This window comes from Paenibacillus sp. JL3B1040, assembly GCF_057063165.1.
The window spans coordinates 2,257,194-2,279,627 of the sequence record NZ_CM169317.1; the positions used below are offsets into that span (position 1 = coordinate 2,257,194).

At 53.3% G+C, this 22,434-nt stretch carries 16 protein-coding genes; all 16 read left to right on the forward strand.

Annotation, left to right across the window (positions count from 1 at the left end; all coding sequences use genetic code 11):
- Positions 1 to 74 precede the first annotated feature (74 nt).
- Positions 75 to 2,438 (forward strand): RNA polymerase recycling motor HelD, encoded by a 2,364-nt coding sequence (gene helD / locus ACZF99_RS09975; RefSeq protein ID WP_483611319.1) that lies wholly within the window; start codon positions 75 to 77, stop codon positions 2,436 to 2,438.
- Between the two features lie 198 nt (positions 2,439 to 2,636).
- On the forward strand, positions 2,637 to 3,644 hold the full coding sequence (locus ACZF99_RS09980) for a hypothetical protein (RefSeq protein ID WP_483611321.1): 1,008 nt from the start codon (positions 2,637 to 2,639) through the stop codon (positions 3,642 to 3,644).
- Positions 3,645 to 3,658: 14 nt separating this feature from the next.
- Positions 3,659 to 3,919: a helix-turn-helix domain-containing protein gene (locus tag ACZF99_RS09985; RefSeq protein WP_483611323.1), complete on the forward strand. Its 261-nt coding sequence runs from the start codon at positions 3,659 to 3,661 to the stop codon at positions 3,917 to 3,919.
- A 143-nt stretch (positions 3,920 to 4,062) separates the two neighbouring features.
- On the forward strand, positions 4,063 to 4,392 hold the full coding sequence (locus tag ACZF99_RS09990; RefSeq protein WP_483611325.1) for a hypothetical protein: 330 nt from the start codon (positions 4,063 to 4,065) through the stop codon (positions 4,390 to 4,392).
- A gap of 411 nt (positions 4,393 to 4,803) precedes the next feature.
- Positions 4,804 to 5,274, forward strand: a complete 471-nt coding sequence (locus ACZF99_RS09995) for a DUF5680 domain-containing protein (RefSeq protein WP_483611327.1) — start codon at positions 4,804 to 4,806, stop codon at positions 5,272 to 5,274.
- Positions 5,275 to 5,334: 60 nt separating this feature from the next.
- Positions 5,335 to 6,324, forward strand: a complete 990-nt coding sequence (locus ACZF99_RS10000) for a LamG domain-containing protein (protein ID WP_483611329.1) — start codon at positions 5,335 to 5,337, stop codon at positions 6,322 to 6,324.
- Positions 6,325 to 6,514: 190 nt separating this feature from the next.
- On the forward strand, positions 6,515 to 7,123 hold the full coding sequence (locus tag ACZF99_RS10005; RefSeq protein WP_483611331.1) for a uracil-DNA glycosylase family protein: 609 nt from the start codon (positions 6,515 to 6,517) through the stop codon (positions 7,121 to 7,123).
- Positions 7,101 to 7,484, forward strand: a complete 384-nt coding sequence (locus tag ACZF99_RS10010) for a nuclear transport factor 2 family protein (protein ID WP_483611333.1) — start codon at positions 7,101 to 7,103, stop codon at positions 7,482 to 7,484. The genes ACZF99_RS10005 and ACZF99_RS10010 overlap by 23 nt, the downstream gene beginning before the upstream one ends.
- A gap of 82 nt (positions 7,485 to 7,566) precedes the next feature.
- Positions 7,567 to 8,238, forward strand: coding sequence for a GNAT family N-acetyltransferase (locus ACZF99_RS10015; RefSeq protein ID WP_483611335.1), 672 nt, complete (start codon positions 7,567 to 7,569; stop codon positions 8,236 to 8,238).
- Positions 8,239 to 8,501: 263 nt separating this feature from the next.
- Positions 8,502 to 10,007 carry an extracellular solute-binding protein gene (locus tag ACZF99_RS10020; protein ID WP_483611337.1) on the forward strand — a complete coding sequence of 502 codons (1,506 nt, stop codon included), beginning with the start codon at positions 8,502 to 8,504 and terminating at the stop codon, positions 10,005 to 10,007.
- Positions 10,008 to 10,040: 33 nt separating this feature from the next.
- Positions 10,041 to 11,837, forward strand: a complete 1,797-nt coding sequence (locus ACZF99_RS10025; RefSeq protein ID WP_483611338.1) for a sensor histidine kinase — start codon at positions 10,041 to 10,043, stop codon at positions 11,835 to 11,837.
- Positions 11,812 to 13,407, forward strand: coding sequence for a response regulator transcription factor (locus tag ACZF99_RS10030; RefSeq protein ID WP_483611340.1), 1,596 nt, complete (start codon positions 11,812 to 11,814; stop codon positions 13,405 to 13,407). Before ACZF99_RS10025 ends, ACZF99_RS10030 begins: the two co-directional genes overlap by 26 nt.
- Positions 13,408 to 13,964: 557 nt before the next feature.
- Positions 13,965 to 14,933 (forward strand): ABC transporter permease, encoded by a 969-nt coding sequence (locus ACZF99_RS10035; protein ID WP_483611342.1) that lies wholly within the window; start codon positions 13,965 to 13,967, stop codon positions 14,931 to 14,933.
- Between the two features lie 18 nt (positions 14,934 to 14,951).
- Positions 14,952 to 15,869, forward strand: a complete 918-nt coding sequence (locus ACZF99_RS10040; protein WP_483611344.1) for a carbohydrate ABC transporter permease — start codon at positions 14,952 to 14,954, stop codon at positions 15,867 to 15,869.
- Positions 15,870 to 15,970: 101 nt separating this feature from the next.
- Complete coding sequence (locus ACZF99_RS10045; protein WP_483611346.1) at positions 15,971 to 17,506, forward strand: extracellular solute-binding protein; 1,536 nt, start codon at positions 15,971 to 15,973, stop codon at positions 17,504 to 17,506.
- A gap of 27 nt (positions 17,507 to 17,533) precedes the next feature.
- Entirely contained in the window at positions 17,534 to 22,264 is a 4,731-nt protein-coding gene (locus tag ACZF99_RS10050; RefSeq protein WP_483611348.1) for an S-layer homology domain-containing protein, read from the forward strand.
- Positions 22,265 to 22,434 lie beyond the last annotated feature (170 nt).

A 22,434-nucleotide genomic window follows, 5' to 3' on the forward strand; every position in this document is an offset into this window, starting at 1 on the left:
GATATCCTAATTTTATTGTACAGAAAAAAACGCCTTGCGTCAACCCCCATTTTTGCAAAGAAGGAGTGCTGATTATGGATAAGGAGCTAAAGCGAGAACAGGAACGGTTGGACCGCGTCATGGAGGTCCTCGCGGAGTGCATCGGCGAACTGGAGGAGGATACTTCGCGCCGCAGGAATGAGGTTGTCGAGTTCCGCAAGCATTTCTGGGAGGATGTCACGGTGAACCTGGATAACTTTGACGACTTTCTGGAGACGGTCATCAGCTTGCGCCAGCAGGCCGAGGTGTTGTCGCTAAGCCAAAGCAGCCATCGTCAAGCGGCCAAACGCCGGGCGGCGCTGCTGCGGATGCGGGAGAACCCCTACTTCGGGCGCATCGATTTCACCGAAGAAGGGGAGCCGGAAACGGAGCGGGTTTATATCGGCGTCTCCTCTTTGATGGATCCGAACGGGGAGAAGTTTCTGATCTATGACTGGCGCGCCCCGATCTCCAGCGTATATTACGATTTCGCGCCAGGCCCTGCCGAATACGTTACGCCTGGCGGGAAGATTCGCGGGGAATTGGAGCGAAAATGGCAATATCTCATTCGTCGGGGACGGATCGAATCGATGTTCGACACCTCGTTGACGATCGGGGACGAGGTGCTGCAGCAAGTGCTTGGCCAAACCGCGAATTCGCAGATGCGCAGCATCGTGGCTACCATCCAGCAGGAGCAGAACCGGATTATCCGGCATGACCGCGCCCGGCTGCTGATCGTCCAAGGTGCCGCCGGCAGCGGGAAAACCTCGGCCGCTTTGCAGCGTATCGCTTATCTGCTCTACAAATATCGGGATCGGATGACGGCGGATCAGATCGTATTATTTTCGCCGAACGTCATGTTTCAGACTTACGTCGCAGGCGTTCTCCCTGAGCTCGGCGAGGAAAACATGCAGCAGGTCACGTTCCAGGAATTCCTCAAGCATCGGCTTGGGAGCCTGTTCGAGGTCGAGGATGCTTACACGCAGTTGGAATATGCGCTGACGGCGAAGGGGAGCCCGGATTACCCGGCGCGGATGGCCGCCATCCGGGTCAAAGCGTCGGCGTCTTTTTTCGAGGCGATCCAGGCCTACCGGTTGTCGTTGGAGCAAGGCGGCATGCGGTTCCAACCTTTGCTTTTCCGGGGGGACACATGGGTCTCGGCCGAAGAAATGGCCGCCCAATTTTACGGCGGGGGCGAGACTTTGCGTTTGTCCGGGAGGATCGAACGGCTGAAGACGTGGCTGAACGAACGGATCGGCGAATTCGAGAAGCTGGAGCGCCGCAAACCATGGGTACAGGACGCGATTGAGCTGCTAAGCAACGAGCAATACGAACGGGCTTATGAGCGGATTCGAAATAAGTACGGCCTAACCGAAGATTCGGACGAGGAGATCGAAGGCGAACGCTTGGCGCGGGAGCTTGCGCGCATGGTCGTGCGCAAGAAGCTGAAGGCGGTGCGGGAGCGGATCCGCGAGCTGCGCTTCATCGACTTGACTGGCGTTTATAAGCAGTTCTTCGAGCCCCCGGTCCATGCCGGCTCCTGGCTGGAAACGGAGGCGCCGGAGGTGAGGGAAGCCTGGCCGGACATCTGCCGCGTCACGATCAAGAACCTCGAGGATGGCAAGCTGTTATATGAAGATGCCACTCCGTTTCTGCTGCTGCATGAACTGATTCTCGGGTTCCAAGCGAATGTAACGATCCGCCATGTTTTGATCGACGAGGCGCAGGATTACTCACCGCTCCAGTTTGAGTTTATCAAACGGCTGTTTCCCGCCGCTAAGCTTACGGTACTGGGCGATTTCCACCAGGCGATCTTCGCCCATGCCGCCGATACGGCGGATTTTCAAGGGCTGAATCGCCTCTACGGGCCGGAAGCGACCGAAACGATCCTGCTGCGCCGCAGCTACCGATCGACCCGACCGATCGCCGAATTTACGCGGAGTCTGATCCCCGGCGGTGATCAAATTGAACCGTTCGAGCGGAGCGGGGACATGCCGACGCTGACGCAGGTAGCCGACTTCGCCGAGCTGCACCGCCGCATTGAACGGGAGGTCGCCGGGCTGAAAGCGCGCGGAGCGGCCACGATCGCCATTGTATGCCGGTCGGCGGCGGAAAGTGCCGCCGCTTATACCTCCTTGGAACAGGAACGAGTCGGCGAGTTTAGGCTGGTAACCCGCGATTCGATCGAATACAAGCAAGGCGTGGTGGTCATTCCGGCTTATTTGGCCAAAGGCATCGAGTTTGACGCGGTGATTATTTACGATGCTTCGGTACGGGCGTATGGAGTGGAGGGCGTCCGGCGATTGTTTTACACCGCCTGCACCCGGGCGATGCACCATTTGCGGCTGTTTAGCGTCGGACCGGCGAGTCCGTTTATGGAGTCGGCGATCGCCAACGGGCTTGTGGTGCTCCAAAAGTAAGGGCAGTGGAGGAAGTTAGAAATGCGCGGATCCCCAATTGACAAAACGTTCCGAAAGGAATATGCTGTAAATAGTAAGTGGTAAGTAGTAAGTAATAAGTGATAAGCGTGGAAAAGGAAGCGGAAGCTATGGGAGTGACGTAATGACGTTACGATGGCGGAGGTCACTCGATTCCAGAACGATAGGGGGAGTTTGGCGATGGCAGAGTTTACGGAGCTTACCTTGGCCCAGCGCTTTTCGATGATCGCGCTGAATGCGCAGCGAAGCAACATGATGACGACCGTGAAGAAGATTTCGCTCCGCACGATGGCGGCGGCGGTTATTCTGGAGGTCTACCTGGAAGGCGGATTTACCGCTGTGAATGGCAAGATTGCATACGCACCGATGGCGGAAGGAAAGGGGGCGAACGAAGACCTCGCTTACCGTGAGCCGATTTTGAAGCCGATCGCTTCGAAAGCGCGCGGCCGCCATTTTAAGCTGCCGTGGTGGTTGAAGCAGGCTTCCTCCTTGTCCAAACGGAAGTTGGCCCGTTTCGAGCGCGTCATGGCGAGCAACCTTTCGGATCTGGGGAAGATGGAGGAGATTCCGAATTTGCTCGGGTGCGATATGTTTTACGAATCGGCTGGCGTGTCAACAAAGGAGTATCGCTGTCCTATCCATGAATATACGAGCATTACGGAGGAGCTCCGGGCGGAGATTCTGGAGGCTGGACCGGTCAGCGACGATACGGTTTGCCTGTTGTGGCTGCTGCGGGAAAGCGGCTGTTTGCCGGACATCTTCTCGCGGAATGAGCTGGATCTTGTGGCGGCAAGAATGAACGAGTTGGACCTGAGCAACCCGTTGGCTCACGCGATTTTTCCAATTCGAATTTATCGGGGATGGGAACTGGGGGTAAAGCATGCCCTGCGTATGAAAAAAACGTTCGTCCGCACTTCAGTCGGCACCGGAATGCTGTTCTTGTTCCCGCTGCTGGAACGGTCGCAGGCGGTGTTTATCGAGACGGAGGCCTGGTTCTCCAACTCCAAGAAACGGCTGGAGGCCGTCAAGGACCGGCTTGAGGCGCAAGGCCACGTATTTACCGTACTGAAGGAGGGGGAGATCCCCACGATCAAAATCGACAATCTGGTTTATGAAGCGGTCCCGCATTTTGTCACGGTGCGCGTGCCGATCCAAGGGGTGCGGCTGCTTCCGAAACGTCCGATCTAAAGGAGTCCTGCCCCATGTCCAGACAACGCTCGATGGAAGCTATCCTGGCCTCGGAGTTCGTCACGATCGGCGAACTGGCACGGCTGACGGCGACCCGCTACAGCACCTTAAAGTTCTATACGGAGGAAGGCATGCTGCCGTTCGAGCAGGCCGAGGAGAACCTGACGCGCCGGTATCGACGCGAGGAGACGGTGGAACGGATCGCGCGGATCAAACAACTGCGTTCCGAAGGGATGTCGGTCCCGGAGATCAAAACGAAGCTGATGGTGGAATAATTGACTCGTCAGGATAAGGGGCCTCTGCTTTTGGCAGGGGTTCTTTTTTTAATATATACTAAGGGAAGTAGGAACATGAGCGTCTTCGGATGGGACCGTTTGTTTTGATCCTTTGTTCCAGTGGACAAATAAGATGACGGAAGGTGTTGGATTTTGAAACAGGGTCATCGGTTAAATTATGGCTGGTTATGGATGACGGCATTTTTTGTGTTGTTGATATTGGGAAGCAACCATTTGTACGGATACTCCTTGCTGGACAGCTTTTTGGATTTCATTGGAGCGGGGAGCTGGACGAAGGAGGGGCGGTCGGGTTGGCATATTACATCCCTGATAACGATCCCTCTATTAGTGCTGTGTTTATACCAAACGGTTCGTTGTATGCGGGACAAATATCCAAAAATTCTGCTTATGATGTTGATCGCAGCGCTTATCTTGAGCGAGGTATACCCCCCGATAACCAAGGGGATCATTAGTGCCGGTGGATGGTTTAACTAGGAGATCACCTATTTTGCTAGAGCTTCCTCTTCAAAATCGATCTTAATAGCAATATAATAAGCAATGCGAGCCAAGAATATCCCATTCTTGTATACAATGCGGCGATGTCACCGGGGGCTGTTGGTCGATCAAAGAAAACAAAATAACCAATGAACAGTACCCACGCCATAGCTGCCATGCTCAAAATATCAATAACTCGTGTTATAAGTTCCTTTAGCATTTTATAATCAACTCTCTTTGCCAACAAGGGTTATAATATTATTCTTAAATCGATTATACACCACTTCAACAACATATACAGCCGACAACAAGCGTCCTAGCCTAAGATAAGAGCTATCTCTGGTTAGGACGTTTTGTATATAAATAAGGCAGAAAGGATGATGAGAACTGTGAATAACAAGTACTGCATGACCGATCTTGAGCAATTCATCGTAAAGGCAAAAAGCAAAACGTACGTCGGAGAAGCGAAAAAACTGTTACCTTACAGACTAGGTGCAAAGGATATACAGTTTATTGAGCATGAGTGGGCTTACCATGACAGTTATTTCGGGGAGGAGGATTTTCTCGGGCAAGAAGTGGTTTACTTTCAATCTGAGCCGATTTGGGCTATGAACTATTATGGTTACATATTGGATCCCAGCCTCATAACGTCTCAAGAAGCGGGAAGGATGATTATAGGCAGCTTAACCAAAATGTATGGCGAAGGCCGATTCCTCGGGGGATTTGATCATTCAGAAAACCATCTGCGTTACGTGGATCATAATGAAGGAGACTTCAAACATTTTCACGGTAAAGAAAAAATATTTCATAATGATGTGCAAGTATACGAATTAATTTACCATGGAGGTTTGGTGAAATAAGTAGATTTGCCAGCTGGAAGCCGGCAAAATCCAGATACGATCTTGAAGGAGATGTTTGCAATGAGCGATTTCCGGGTTGATTTAACAAAATGGAGCGAGTTCGTTTTACAGGATCAGGCGGAAGCGTCCGTTACAACTTGGCGGGGATATGAAAGTCTGCGCTTGAATGGACTGGCTATGATCCCGAATTTGTCTGTTGCTGAGGGGAGTATTGATGTCCAGATCGGTTCGGATGAAACGAGCTATTGCGGCCTGGCGTTTCGAATTGCCGACCCGTTGAATTATGAACTGGCTTATGGGCAGCCTCATACTAGCGGGAGATGGGATGCTTTGCAATATGATCCCGTATTTCGCGGAATAAACACATGGCAAATCTATCATGGGACCGGTGCGCAGCAGGCGGTTGAAGTTCCAAAGGGCGATTGGTTTCATTTAAGAGTAGACTTTAAAGATCAACGTGCCGTGATTCAATTAAACGATCAACCCCCACTTGTTGTGCCTCAATTAGCTCACGCCCATAATAAAGGACTCATCGGATTATGGAGCTATAAGCCGGCTTATTTCCGTGATTTACGCATCAGCGATACGTCCCGGAGTACTGACCTTGACTTTATTGAAACGAACCAACCCATGCCTGAAGGAGTCATAACGGAATGGTTCCTTCATGATTACGGTCGCGTTGCCTGCGAAGAGAACGGGAACTTCAATTTACATCGATTTCTCCCCGCGTCGGTGTCGGAGGCAAGACTAACTCGAAAATTCGCATTGGACAAGGAATCCACCGTCACTCTGAAGTTTGGTTTCAGCGACGAAATCAATATATTCATCGATGGAGAGATCGTGTTCGAAGGGGAAAAGAAATTTAAAGTTTCACCGGAATGGAACGATCAAGGGTACGTATCTCTAAGTAATGAATTGTCGTTACCGTTATCTTCGGGAATTCATCTCATGGATATCCGGTTAAAAAGAACGGAAATGTTTGGATTTGGATTTTGTTTGTCCCTGCTCAATGGTCAGTACGATTTACTGTCTTGCGATATAGGGGGATAAACCATTTCGTGTAAAGGGAGTTCTTCCGAGCTGGATGGCCTTCTCAAATATTTCTGAATTGTATCGATCTAAACGGCGAACAAATGTTCTTTTTAATAGTGGAAGGTCATGGTATAATTGGTGGAGGAGTTGAACTTGGGAGGTGACTAGGATTCTCGATTGTTTTATATGTGAAAAAAGTTGTAATGACGTGAATCTAGAAGCGTTTGTACCTGGGGGATGCGTACAGCATGCCAATGTCAAAGTGGTGATGATCTCGGAGGCGCTGCCCAAAGATCCGAATGATTATTTCTACACTACGGAGGAGGCCGGCTTCTTCCAAACAACGCGTCAAGCGCTTGAGGATGCGGGGTACCGCGTCCAGTCAATGAGGGAAATGAATGACCTGGGCATCTATTTAACAACCGCCTTGAAATGCAGTAAGAAAAATTATCTAGTCTCAGCGTCAACCCTCAAGAACTGCAGTCGGCTGTTAGAGCAAGAAATCGCCCCCTTTAAAGGCGTAAAGTCCATCATGTGCATGGGGGATTTTGCGATCAAAGCAGTCAACTACATCTACAAAAGGAATTATGGGGTCAATGTGATCCCAAGCGGTTCAACCTACAAAATTAGAAACGAGCCATATATCTTCGGCGGGGTCCGATTCTACCCCTCTTACACGCAAACCGGCGATAGCTTTAATATCGAGAAGAGCAAAAGAAGGATGATCGCCGAAGACATTCGAAGCGCTTTTGAATATGCAGGAATCGGCCAAGGCCGGAAGGAGGAAGATTTCCATGAACAAGAATCAAGCCGTTGAATTGATCGCGTTATATTTCGAGTCCTGGGTGGAGCAAAACTACGAAAAGTTTACGCGCACCGTCCATGAAGAGGCAATCGTTAGAGAATGCACGGGGGCCGTTATCCAAGGAAAACACGAATTGGACCGGTGGTTTACGGAATGGAATGAAAACGGAAACAAGGTGATCTATTGGAATATCCATCGGATTGGGTATGACTCCGAGAAGATGTCCGCCTTTGTTGAATGGACATTCAAATGTAGGTTTGATGGGACGGAATATGAATGGGACGGGGCCAGCGTCGTTTATTTCCGAGACTCTCTCATTGTGGAATTAAACGAATACGAAATGAAACGGGAGAAGTTCTATCCCTACAAATAAACGGAGGGGAAGGCTGTGAAGCGGATTTACCTGATTAGGCATTGCCAAGCTGGCGGTCAGGAACCCTCTGCGGAACTTACGGATGAAGGAGTTCTTCAAGCATTGCGATTGGCGGACATTCTGGGTGAACGCCCCGCGCGAGGCCATGATCCGGGGAGTCGCCGTCATCGAGGAGCTCATTCAACGGCCGGAAATGAACTTCGTTGTGGTGACGCACGGTAATTTATTGACCCTGATCTTGAAGCACTATGACGATTCATTCGGGTTTGAGGCGTGGAGTCGGCTGTCGAATCCGGATATCTACGAGCTAAGGGTTTCCGGCGATAAAGGCAGGGAAATCCAACATTTACGGATTCGGGCGGCCCAGAGGGATTTTATGAGGATCGAGAAGGCGAATCAAACCCATCTTGATGCAATAACTCATTTGGCGTTGAAACTTTGGCCGGATCATGAATGGGCGGAACTCCGAAGTGAATTCGAGGAATTACTAGCATCTCAGAAAGACAGGCTTTACCTTGCTGCCGCCAACGGCACTTACGTAGGATTCGTGCATATGTCCCTTCGGTATGATTACGTTGAGGGCTCCAGTTCAAGTCCCGTCGGGTATGTGGAAGGAATATACGTAGACGAAACCCATCGAAATCAAGGAGTCTCCAGGAAATTGGTGGAGGCGGGGGGAGCTTGGGCAAAGTCTTTAGGATGTAAAGAGATCGGCTCGGATACAGGTTTGGATAATCATGCAAGTCAAGAGTGACAGGCATATCGCCAAGCCGCGATGGGATTTCAAGGGGGGATGATACTTGTCCAAAAAACTATAGCATAGAAGTGCAGGAGGGATCGGCTGCGGCCGGTTTCCTCCTGTTTTGTGATTTCGGGCGATAAATAGAAATTGATCGTGTTGGTCACGCATATCCTGATCTTAACGAGGTTCAGATTGTCCAATAGGAGCGGTCAACTAGGGGCTGCGAAAGTCTGACAAGCAATTGTACACCAGATGGAAGGGAGTAGTGGGGGCATATGGCGAGAAGCACGCGGTTGCTATTTTTATCGGTACTGCTGGCGGTAAGTATCGCGGGGGGCATGGGATGCAGCTTCTCCGGCCATGCCGAAAAGCCGCTGCCTGCCGGAGAGCAGCGTCCTCGGCCTCAGGTCAGCATCGTCATCTCCAATCTGGGCATGACCTTTCCCGAGGGCATGGATGAGAACGACAACCGTTATTTGCGTTATATCGAAGAGCAGACCGGCCTGGATATTCAGGTCAACACGCCCCCCACCGAGGTCTACGACGAGAAATTGGACGTCATCATGTCCTCGGGGAACCTCCCCGACATGCTGCACGCCTACGAACCCGTGTGGTTTGACAATTATGTCAAACAAGGGGCGCTTTTTCCGTTGGATGATCTCATCGACCGGTACGGCCCTCACCTGAAAGCGAAGATCCCCCCTGAAGTATGGGACAGAGTCAAATACGGAGGCCAAATCTATGCCGTACCCAGCTTAAACGAAGTGACGGGCATCGAATTGATGTATGCGAGAAAAGATTGGCTGGATCGGCTAGGCCTGGACCCTCCGGAAACGCTGGACGAATACTACGAAGTGATGCGAGCCTTCACCCGGGACGACCCGGACGGTAATGGCTTGCAGGACACGATTGGCCTGACATTCACGGCGGACCTTGGACGATCCTCTCCTTTTTTCGGCGCTTTCGGTACGCAACGGGATACTTGGTTTGAACGTGACGGACGTTTGGTCTACGGGAATATTCTGCCGGAAACCAAGGAAGCGCTTGGCTTCTTGGCCCGGTTATACCAAGAAGGGCTGTTGGAACGGGAGTTTCCCTTAAACCTTCAAACGAATTTGTTCGAGAAGATCGAGTACGGGAAAGTCGGCCTCTTCTCGGCCACCTGGTATGATACGCGCGGCCCGATCGCCGCCAACATGAAGCGGGACCCGAACGCCCGCTGGATTCCTTTGGAGTATCCTACAGGGCCCAGGGGGGACAAAGGCGTATACGGCATCGACCTCATTCGCGGCTACAACGTGATTCCTGCCGATTCGGATCATGCGGCGGAGGTGATTCAAATGCTGGATTTTATCGCGAGTGATTATAAAACATTGAAGCTTGGCTTTGAGAATGAAATTTGGCGGCGGGAAGGCGATCGGATCGTGACGGATTTCGCGCTGCATGACGAAAGTCTGTACCGGGGGATTTATCAATCCCTGGTGGATGTTCCCGATGAGATGTTGTTTCAGCAGCGGCTCGACTCGCTTGGCGATTTCAACCTTTACGACAACATTCAAACGATTCACCGTAATATTATGCCTAACGCGTTTTATGGGATTCCGACGCCGGCCATGGGTAAATACAGCAGCAATTTGCACCGATTGGAGGACGTATTTGTCAAAATCATTTTAGGCATCGAGCCGCTGGATGCGTTCGATCGATATGTCGAGCGATGGACAGCGGAAGGAGGGAGTGAAATAACGAAGGAAGTCAATCGTTGGTACGAGAGCCGGAGGTAAGCCACTGCTCGGTATGGAGGGGGAACGAGTACGGTGATTCGCTGGATCATGAACCGATTTTCGCACCATATTCAATTCCGGTTGACCGGATATTTCATTCTCATCTTGCTTCCGCTGGTTTTGATCAGTTTATTTGCGGTAGAGCGATCGCGGGATATCCTCTATGCCCAGGCGGTGGAGCGTACCGAAACGGCCCTTTCCTCGGCGATGAGCCATTTGGACCTGGTCTTTCAGAACGTCGAGGAGATTTCCACGCTGATCGCCGGCGATCCCGCCATGAATGCGCTGCTGAATGAGAACGGCAGCGATTTCTCTCCGCACTCGATTATGGCTTTCTCTTATATTTTGGAACAACTGTCGAACTCGGTTTCGGTCAGCCGGTATATCTCGCAAATTTCCGTGTACCATCCCGCCTCGGGCGTACTGATCTCCACCCATTACGGGGGCAAACAGCTGGCGGGGGACGCGCAGAAGGAGTGGTTCGTGGAGACCGCCCGCCGCATCGGAACAGGCATCTCCTATGTTAAGGCGGACTATGCGGTTACGGACGGAGCGACCTTTGGGCAATTGACCAACTCCGACAGCCTCTCGCTTCTGCGGGCGATGGATTTGTACAATACCGATCGGCAGGCCCATTTGCTGGTCGTGTCGTTCAGCAAGAACAAATTACTGAAGATTATCAAAACGCTGCTGCCCTCCGATAACAGCCGAATTACCCTATTCAATGAACGGGGGGAGGCGCTGCTTGAGGTTGGCAAATCTTCGGCAGCTCCTCTCCCGGATCGGGAGATGAACGTAACCATCCATTCCTCCTATTCGACCTGGCAACTGACGCTGGTCCAACCCAAAAGCGAGCTGTACCTCGAGACCGATCAATTGCGGATGTTCACTTTTGCCATTATCGGGCTTAGCTTGATGCTTGCCTTTACCGTTTCCTGGGTCGTTTATAGCGGAATCGCCTCTCCCGTGCTGAAATTGGCCAAGGGAATGAAACGATTCGGCAATGGGGAGCTTAGCGCACATATTCGCACAAATCGAAAGGACGAGTTCGGATTTTTGATCGAATCCTTCAATCGAATGGCCATGGTGCAAAAGCGCTTGATTGAAGATCATTACGAGCAGCAACTGCGGCTGAAAACGACCGAGCTCCGATTTCTGCAATCCCAGATTAATCCGCATTTTTTATACAACACGCTGGATTCGATTTATTGGATGGCCAAAAATTACGATGCGGACGAAATCGGCGAGATGGTGATGAACCTCTCCAGCTTTTTCCGGCTGAGCCTGAACAAGGGGCGGCAGGTGTTTCCGATCGAAGAGAGCATCGTCCACTTGACCTATTATTTGCGGATTCAGCAGCTTCGCTTTATGGACAATTTTCGCGTGGAATATCGGATATCGGAGCAAAGCAAGCGGATTCCGCTGCTAAAACTGCTGCTTCAGCCCGTCGTGGAGAATGCGATCGTCCATGGCATGGAAGGCAAGGAAGCGGATGGTTGTCTGGTCATCTCCAGTTGGGTCGAACGGGAACGGACGGTGTTTATCCGCGTGGAGGACAACGGACCGGGCATCGAGGAAGGGCGGCTCCGCTACATCCGGCAGGAGCTGGACCGCATGGACCTCCGCAAGGTTTCCGCCTACTCGCAGGATGAAGAGCAGGCGAAGGATTTGTTTGGTCTGCGCAATGTGCTAAGCAGAATGAAGCTGTATTACGGACCGGAGGCGAAACTGACCGTTCAGAGCACATGGGGGGAAGGAACGGCCGTTACATTATCCATCCCGTTGGAGGGGGAGGGGGATCGCGATGAACCTGATGATTGTGGAAGATGAGCCCCGGTTGCGCCAGGCGCTTGCCTTTAACATTCTGTGGGAATCGCACGGAATCGACATGATCGGCACGGCGGCAAACGGCCTGGATGCCTTGAAGCTCATGGAGCGGAAGAAGCCGGACCTGATGCTGATCGACGTGCAAATGCCGGGCATGGACGGGTTGGCGCTGTTGCGGGTGCTGAAAGAACGCGGATGGCTCACCCGGTTGATGAAAATCGTTATTCTAAGCGGGCACGACAATTTCGAATTTGCCCAAACCGCGCTGAAACACGGGGTTTCCCGGTATTTGCTGAAGCCCGCGGGCGAGGAAGAAATTCTGGAAGCGGTCTTGGACGCCCGGCGCCAGTTGCAGCATGATCTGGAGCAATGGCGGCGCCAGGCGGCGTTGGAGAAGCAATGGCTGACCAATCTGCCGCATTTGCAAAATCTGTTTTTTCTTCAATGGGCCGGCGGGAAGGTTGGAAGGGAGGAGATTCTGGCCAAAGCCAAAGAATTGCACCTCCCGCTGCGGCAGGAAGAGCGCATCGCGGTCGCGGCGGTGGAATTGGATCCTTATCCGGATGATGGGGAAGAGACGGAGATCCAGAAATTTGCGCTGCAGCTCTTAGCTAAGGAGCTTTTGGCTCCCCCAACCTGGTGGATCGCGGCCGACTCGGACATGAATCTGATGATGGTGTTTGTGGTCGGTCCGGAGACGGAAGCCAGCGAGGCGCTGCTGCGGATGAATGCGGATTTGTCCCAACTGCTCTCCCGAGCGAAAGAAGTGCTGCATCGCACCGCCAGTGCCGGCATGTGCGCAGCGGTAGGTCCGTTGGAGCATCTGGATTCGTTATACCGGCAGGCTTGCCATGCCCTCCAGGAACGGGTCGTGTACGGGCAGGATCTCGTCATCCCGTACCGGGAAACGGCCGAGGAAAACGCCCGACCCTTTGCGATCCGGCCGAACCTGGAAAAGGAGCTGGAGATCGCGCTGGATACCGCGGACGAGGCCAAGGCCCTGGAAGCGTTGCAGGGAATATGGGATGGCCTGTTTTCAAGGATGAAATCGTCGGACGACTTTCACGAAGCGGTTCTTTTTGTGTACGGTTTGTTTATGCGGATCATCCAAAAGCGGGGCTGGACGATCAAACAGGTGCTTGGCGAAGATGCGAAGTTTATTCAAAACGTAAGTCTGCTCGGCACCCAAACGCAGACCTGGGCGCTGATGACGCGGATCGTTAACCGCATCGTGGCTTACGTGAAGGAGCGGCGCAAGGCGAACAGCCATCAGGTGATGCAGGAGATCCTCCGTTTGTTGAACGAGGACATGGGCCAGGAAATGACCCTGCACACGGTGGCGGATCGCATGTACATCAATTCCTCTTATCTAAGCCGGTTATTCAAACAGGAGATGGGCGTCGCTTTCTCGGATTATGTGCTCGAACGCAAGATGGAGCGGGCCAAGTCGCTGCTGCAGGAAGGGCATAAGGTCTATGACGCCGCCCGTTCGGTCGGTTACCGGGATGTAAGTTATTTTACCAAGGTCTTCCGCAAATATTGGGGGGTGAATCCTGGGGAGTACAGGGGCTAGATAAAGTTAGGTTTTGGCCTGAACGCTTGCGGGGGAAGGGAGCGGGAGGTGTTGGTGACAAGGCGGATAGGTGACTGGGGGCGTAGTAGAGTGCAGGTGCAGGTGTAGATCCAGGTTACAGACAAGGTGTGCTGATGAGGGGGAAATGCAGGGTGTGCAAGTGTAGGTTCAGACCCTATTTATGGGGGGCCGGCGCGACAAAGTTCAGTTCTAACGCTTGTGAGCGGCGTTATTCGGGCTCAAACGGGGATCTGCCAAATCTAACGCTGATCAGAAAGCTTATTTCCTAAATTTCGGCGAAACAGGAGCTGTTTTTCCCAAAATAAGCTCACTGGCAAGCGTTAGAATCAGAAATCCCCCTATTTTCCCGAAATAAGCACTTAAGCAAGCGTTAGCGAGAAAATGAGAAAGCCGCACGGCTTCTTTTTTTTGCCTCGAGAGGCTCAGAAACCATCAGATTACCACAAATAGTAATTGGTCTCTCCTACTCAGCCCGCCGGTCCGATTTTACAATGTGAACACAAGCGGACGAATGAAAGGGGAAAGGGGGCAAGCCGATGCGTTTGAAGTTCGGGGCCGGGGCGGAATCTACCCAAACACCCAAGCCCAAACGAGGTTACTGGAGCCGGTTGGGACTCGACATCCGGAAGGAATGGGATCTTTATTTGCTGCTCGTGCCGGGCATTTTATTTATTTTGCTGTTCAAGTACACGCCGATGTACGGGATAAGTATTGCCTTCAAAGATTTCAACATTTTCAGCGGATTTGCGGACAGCCCGTGGGTTGGCTGGAAGCATTTCGAGAAGCTGTTCACGTCGCCGGATTTTGCCCAAGTGTTCGAAAATACGGTTATCCTCAGTTTTCTGAAAATCGTCATTTTGTTTCCTTTACCCATCGTGATCGCCCTGATGCTGAATGAGCTGCGTAATATGATCTTTAAGCGGACGGTGCAAACGGTGATTTATCTCCCGCATTTTCTGTCCTGGGTGATCGTCGGCGGGTTGTTTATGGATCTCTTGTCGACGAACGGGGGGATCGTCAACAAGGCGCTGGTTGCGATGGGAATGGAGCCGATCGCTTTTTTTCTGGATAACAGTGTGTTTCGAAGCGTGCTGATCACTTCGGCAGGCTGGAAGGAGACCGGGTGGAGCACGATCGTCTACCTGGCGGCGTTCACCACGATTGATCCGATGTTGTACGAAGCGGCGAGAATGGACGGGGCCGGCCGGTGGAAGCAACTATGGCATATTACCCTGCCGGGGATTGCGCCGATTATCATCCTGATGTTTATCCTGCGGCTCGGCAATGTGCTGGAGGCCGGAACCGAACAAATCCTGGTCATGTACAATCCCGTAGTCTACCAGGTGTCCGACGTAATCGGCACGTATGTGTACCGCAGGGGGCTCGGCAGCCAGGATTACAGCTTTTCCACGGCAGTGGGGTTATTTGAAGCGGTGATCTCCTTTACGCTGGTCATTACCGGAAACGCGGCCAGCCGCAAATATTTGCAACGCGGGATTTGGTAGAAAGGGGGATAAGGCGGAATGGATCCTAAACAAGCCTTGGAAGGAGTACAAGCGCCGCGCGGAACAATAAAAACCTCGTTTTCCGAGAAATGCTTTACCGTGTTCAATTACGTCTTCTTTATCGGATTGGGACTGACGACGCTGCTTCCTTTCGTTAATTTGCTCGCCAAGTCCTTAAGCAGCGAGAGCGCCGTCATCTCCGGAAGGGTCGGTTTGCTGCCGGTCGGCTTCCAACTCGAGACTTATCGATATGTGCTTCAAGACTCCATGTTCCTGAATTCGCTTAAGGTATCCATCGTGCTGACCGTGGTCGGGACGGCGTGCAGTTTATTTCTGACTACGTTGACGGCGTATCCGTTGTCGAAGGTTCGATTGCGCGGAAGGAAGGGGCTCTTGCTGGTCTTCGTTTTTACGATGTTGTTCAGCGGCGGTCTGATTCCAACCTACCTGCTGATGCAGAACCTGAATCTGGTGAATACTTTTCCGGTCCTATTCCTCCCGGCCATGGTCAATGTGTACAACATGCTGATTATCAAAAATTACTTTGAAGGCCTTCCGGAGGAGCTGGAGGAATCGGCCAAACTGGACGGTGCGGGGAATATCCGGATCTTGGCCTCCGTCATGCTTCCCTTGTCGCTGCCGGTGCTTGCCACCATCGGATTGTTTTTTGCCGTAGCGTTCTGGAACGATTATTTTTCCGCCATGATTTACATCAGCGACCCGGCCATCAAGCCGATGCAGCTCTATTTGAAGGAGCTTCTCGTCTCGTCCAGCGGCGATTTTCTGAAGGATAACGTCGATGCCGCGATCAACACCACCCCGCAGTCGATCCAAGCCTCTTCGATCCTGCTGGCGACGATTCCGATCCTGCTCGTATATCCTTTCCTGCAAAAATACTTCGTCAAGGGCGTACTGGTCGGTTCAATCAAAGGCTGAAAAACGGAAGGGTGGATGCAGAAGGAAGTCTGCCCGAAGGAGGTGATGCGCTCCGCTTGCAGTAGTGCCCCTATAACGAATGACATAGAAGGAGGTTATTTATGATTTTCAAGCTGAAAATATCATCGGCGGTATTCACCGCCATTCTAAGTTTCGCGTTAGTGTTATCCGGCTGCGGCGGAGGGGGCGGTACGTCGGAACCGTCCGCGTCCGAGCCTTCGGGCAGTACAACCAACACATCGACGGAAGGAACAAAAGGGGAAGGAACCGCGGATAAGCCGGACCTGCGTATGATTATGCAATACGGACTGTTCGATCCGAAAACCGAATACGTGGCGAAATACATTGAGGAACGAACCGGATTTCATGTGGAATATGAATTGCTGCCGGCGGAGAATGCCGACGAAAAACTAAACTTGATGGTGTCCAGCAAAGAAAATTACGACATCGCCAAGCTGAATGCGGCCCAGTTCTACAATCTGGCTTCGGCGGGGGCGCTCGAGCCGATGGATGCGCTTCTGGAGGCCCACGGCAACTACATCAAGCAGTCGATCAAGCCGGAGTCCTTCGCCAGCGCGACGATTGACGGAAAAATCTACGGCATTCCCGAGACCGGGGCGGGCGTGAGCATCGGCGAGGAGCTTGTGGTCCGGCAGGATTGGCTGGATGAGCTCGGCTTGTCGATCCCGACCAACCGGGATGAGCTGTATACGGTGCTAAAGACGATCAAAGAGAAGAAAAACGTCATCCCGCTGACGATGAGCAAGGATTCCATTTACGGCGATATCGCCACGACGTTTGGCGTGTACACCGATTGGAAGGAAGTGGACGGCAAGCTGGTGCATCGGGCCGAGCAGCCGGAAATGAAAGAGTACATTGTCTACATGAACAAATTGTACAAGGAAGGTCTGCTGGATACCGAAACCCCGCTGAACACGGCTCAGGAATCGATTGAGAAGTTTTCCGGCGGCAGAGCGGCCATGTATAAGCTGGCCTGGTGGAACGCGGGCTCGACGATCGCCGCGCTGGAGAAGAACTTCCCGGAAGCCAAGACGACGATCATCCCTTATCTGAAGGGACCGGACGGGAAAGCCGCCGTTGGCGCCAAAGCGAACACCACCTGGTATATCGGCATTTTGAAATCCTCCAAGCATAAAGAAGCCGCTATGCAATTTCTGAACGCGAAGTTGGAGCCGGAGACGTTCAAAGGCATCGCTCTCGGCCAGGAAGGCGTTCATTATGAAGTGAAGGACGACAAGTATTATCCGATTCTGCCGATCTTCAACGATCAATTGAACAATGCGAGCAGCTTTCTGACCGGCGTCGACGAAGAGAAATATCCAATCTACTGGCAGGCGCGCGTACGCAAAGATCCGGTGCTTCAGGCTCATTTTGAAGCGTTCCAAAACAATGCGGAAGGCCTGATCGTCGTGGATCCCATGTCGACGGCTCCGCCGATTGAAGCCGTGTCCAAAAATCTGCTCAAACTAACGACGCTGCTGGATGACCACGTGCTGCAGTTTATTTCCGGGGCGAAGCCGATCGAGCAATACGACCCATTCCTGGCGCAATGGAGAGCGGAAGGCGGAGCCGACATGGTTGCTGCGGCGAACGAGTGGTTCCAGTCAACCAAATAAGTTCTGCGGATGAAAAGGGGGAAACTGATGAAGCGTGCGTTGCGGAAACGAATGGCCGGGCTGATTTGTCTCTCCTTGCTGGCGGCACTGTTCTGGGCCGGCGAGCCGATCACCTCTTCGGCCGCCGGGGCGGAAGAGATACCGAACGCGCAAGAGGCTGGAAGGGAACCGGTGCAGTTTGTCTCCGAGGATGGCGGCACCACTCTTGAATTTACGGACATTAACGTGGCGGAGGCCCAACTGAAGGAAAAGGACGATTATCTCGCCTTGTATACGAGCGGCGGCGCCACCGTAACCGACGCAGCGTATGACTCACTCGTGTCAGAGGTACAGGTCCCGGAGCTGCATGTTGCTGTCGCCGTCGATGGTGAGGGGGTCGTGCAAGAAGTCGTTGGCCCGCAAGCCGATCCTCCGATAACCCGGGATGCGGAGCGAATGCTCCCGATCCCGAAAGGGGGATACATCGTACTGGCCGGGGGACACAGCTCATGGGACGAATCGAGTTTTCGCCAAGCGCTTTATCGTCAGTATCCAGCCGGAGATCGGGTGAAGCTGATGCGAGCGGGGGTGGAGGTGACTGCGGCGGATTTTCTTCCGTCATCGCCTGGCTCTGACCCGGAACCGACTCCTGAGCTTCCACCTCTCCCCGAACCCGAACCTGATCCCGATCCGGAGCCACAGCTTCCGGCACTCCTGCTTATTACGGAGGACCGGACGATCGTGGACATTCCCGTCATCGAAGTGGTCGGATTTGTGGCCAATTATGACGAGGCGCTGGAGCTTGGCGTCACGGTGAATGGGGACCCGGCCGAGTTATCGGCAGAGGGCGTTTTTCGCGAAAATGTATATTTAAGTCCTGGAGCGAACGCAATTACGATCCAACTGCTCCAGGCCGGGGAGGAGATAGCGACGAACACGCTGACGATTGCGTATGAACCATCGGAGAATCAGGACTATATCGAAGTGGAGGCGGCGCCGAAGGACATCTCGATTGACATCGATGGGCCGCGGATCAAGATCGACTACGTCGATAAAGACGTCACGGACGTGCCGAATATCGTAGCTTTATTTACGAGAGACTACGGCGGCTCCATCGTGATTCCCCGGACGAATGTGGCGGTACAGGTTGACGCGGGCAATCGGGTCTTGCAGGTCATCAATCCGTCGATCAACGGCCAGCCCCCCGTATGGACCGGACCCACCCCGCTCGATATTCCGGAGGAAGGCTACGTGCTGATGGCGCAGGACAACAGTTATGCCGGCAACTACATCAAGCGATTCCTGGCGGAAAACTTCAAAGCCGGAGACATCATCAAGCTGCGCAAGAACGGGGAAGTCGTATCGGTGCGGGATCTGATGAGCGGTAACGGCTTGATCGCCCGGCTCCAATTGGCCAATTCGCGGACGTATACGGTGACCGAGGGCAGCACGGTCCTCTCGGGGATGATCGAGAACATCGACAATCCGGCGGCCATTCAGTTGCTGGTCAATGGGAGCTCCGTTCCTTTTGATGCGGGTGGATCTTTTAGCTATGCCTACCCGTTAACGAAAGGCACGAACTATATCGAAATCAAAGTGTTGAAAAACGGGATCGAGCAGGATCGGCGGGACCTTGCGGTGTTTGCCCGGGATCATTTGTCGGCAGACAAGGAAGTGATTCTTTGGGTAGATCAGGCCTCCAACGCCAAAAAATTTCAAACCGGCGAGCAGGTGCGGGCTTTTCTGCAGAAAGCCAAGGACAGTGGAGTAACCTCCGTCGCATTTGATGTGAAAGGCGTCGAAGGCTATGTTTCGTACAAGAAGAACGACTTGACGGGGAGGCCCTACGTCAGCGAAATTCAAGCTCCCGTGAAAGCCGGTGCCAGCCCGGACCTGGATCTGCTGCAGGAATTCATCGACCACGGCCATGCCTTGGGGCTGGAAATTCATGCGGCTATCAATGTGTTTGCCGAGGGATCGATTGCCTACAACGAGTTCGCCGTGCTGAATGACCATTTAGACTGGGAGGAACGCGTGCATTACGCGGAAAACAACGGCGAGATCAAACGGCTGCGGGAAAGCGCGAAGCAGGGCTTGGCCGCCTTCGTGAATCCGGCGAATGATGAGGTGCGCGAATACCAGCTCAAGACGTTTGAGGAGATCATCAAAAACTATAACGTGGACGGCGTGGTACACGATCGTGGGCGGTACGACAACGAAGGCGCGGATTTCAGCGAGGAGACGAGGGTCAAGTTCGAGCGGTTTTTGCTCCAGCGCGGCAAGACGTTGAACCATTGGCCCAATGATATTTTCTATTATGAAAATAACGTCAGAGTGGATGGCCCGCTGATTCAGGATTGGTGGGAGTTTCGTTCGGGGATCATTCAGAGCTTCTTCCGTGAAGTGAAGTCGCTGGTGGATTCCTACGAGATTCAAACGGGTAGAACCATCAAAGTATCCTCCTATGTCGGTTCCTGGTATGAGACGTATTATTTAAACGGGGTAAACTGGGGGAGTAAAAATTTTCGCATCCATCCCGCTTTGGGCTTGCCGGTCGAGTCCATATATACCCCGGAGTATTACGATACCGGATACATCGAATACCTGGATTTCCTGATGATCGGCGCTTATCAGACGACCAGCCAGGAGATTCAGAAATACATTACGCTCGGGAACATCGTCACGAACGGAGAAATTCCGCTCTACGCGGGAATCGCCCTGAACAACGTGCAGCTGCCCGCCGTTCAGCGCGAGGTATTCCAGGCGGGCTTGAGAACGACGAACGGTCTGATGCTGTTCGACGCCTCCCAGATCAACTGGGCGATCGCCAAGGCGGCGCTGCAGGACCGCGAATGGGTGAAGGATTATCAGCTTGGCATGAGCTTGCCCGACAGCGCCGATACGTTCCTGGAAGGTCATTACTACAATGTGAACCGGGTGGAGGGCAATATTAACGTGATGACGGAAGCTTACGGCACGACGACCGGCACCAATCACTTCGGCGTTGAGGTGGTCGTGGACAACACGGGAGCCGTCACCCGTGTAGCGAATCGAAATCAAGCGATTCACTGGAGCTGGGGAGCCCCGGAAGAGAACAATAGCGTGATTCCGCCGGGAGGCTTCGTCATATCGACGATCGATCCTTCGGGCACGAGAACGAACCGGCAGCTCGTGGCGAATGCTTATGAAGTGGGCGATCAGGTTCGTGCGGCCGTATTAAGCGGGCTGATGGACGATGAGCTGCGGGAGACGCGGGACAGCCGTTATCAATTGGAAGGAACGGTCGAAGTGCTCGGCCCGGGGACCCCTTCCGTCATAGTGAACGGAGAGTCGGCTTCCGTATCCCCAACCGGGGCATTTACGGTAAGCGTCCCGTTAACGACGGGAATCAATTTCGTCCAAGTGGACGTATATGTGGATGAGCTGAAGACCAACAGCGATTCGGTGCAAATCATTCGCACTTCCACCGGGGATGGCGGATCTAATCCCGGCCAGCCGGGTGCGCCGGGCGGCAGTTCATCGTCCTCTCCAACCCAACCCGCGAAGCCGGAGCGGCTAAGCATCGTTAAGACAACGGCAGAGAACGGGCAGCGTCTGGTTGACGCCAAAGCCGAATTGTCGCGGATGCTTGAGGAGGTGAAGAGCCTTCGCGAAAAACCGATCCAATCGCAGCTCTTGCCATATCGCTTCAATGAAGCATCCGATGTCATTACACTGCACCTGCCTACCCGGGGATTGGAGGCAGCGGCGAAGGAACTGCCGGAAGGCGTTATCCTTCTGGAGTCCTCGTTAGGAAGGCTGGAACTGCCTGTAAAGGCGTTGAGCGAATCCCTCAATCGGCGGGGGGCGGCGGACAGCTTGCAAATTCGTATCGGGATTCCCGCGAAAGCGCAGGAAGACCAACTAAACGGCTTGTTGCCGGAGCGGGCCGCACGGCTTGGATCCATGCTGGAGGTTGCCTTCTTCTGGGAACAGGGGGGCGATTTAACTGCCCTGCCGGCCTTTAAGGGAACGTACGCCAGGCTTACGGCTGCACCGCTGTCGGGAGCCGTGGATGCGGATACAACGACCGTTCTCCTTCTGGAACCTTCACTGAACCGCTATGCGTTTGTGCCTGCGGTAATCAAGCAGGAGGGCGGGAAAGCGCGGATTACGTACCGGCTGAAGGAAGGCGGCATATATGCGGCGATGGAGCACCGGAAGACCTTTACGGACATGAACGGTCACTGGGCTGCCGACGAGGTTGCGCTGCTGTCCTCCAAAACGGTCATCCAAGGCACCTCCGATGCGCGATTTGGTCCAAACGATCCAATCACGAGAGCCCAGTTTACCGCGCTGCTGGTCCGCGCCCTTGGACTAATGGGACAGGGGCAGGACTTTAACGCGGGCTTCACGGATGTAAACTCCGGTGTTTGGTATGCGGACGCGGTGTCGGTTGCGGTGAAACACGGGTTGATCGAGGGCTTTGCTGACGGGGAGTTTCGTCCAAACGAGCAAATGACGCGGGAACAGATGAGCGTGCTGCTGGTTCGAGCTTTAAAGCTGGCGGGCGCGGAGGTTGCCCCAGCCCCCGGAAACCCCGACTCCCTGCTGGCAGGGTTCAAGGATCGCCGTCATATCGGGGCCTGGGCCGAAGAAGCCGTTGCAGCCGCGGTGGATTCCGGCTTAATGAAAGGGCGCGGGATCGGCCTGTTTGCGCCCGAAGCATCGTCCACCCGTGCGGAAGCGGCGGCGGTTCTCGCCCGAATGCTGCGGCTGGCGGGGCTGATCAATCCATAGGTCGCTGAACACAAAAAAAGTTGGATGGAAGAGATGATTTTTTCCATCCAACTTTTTTGTGCTTGCAGGAAGTGACTGTGGCGCGACGCAAATGCTTTTCGTACAAGAATCCGGCAACGCTGAGCATTTGAATTGATGCCCTTTCGGGACAGCTCCCGGCATGATCTCTT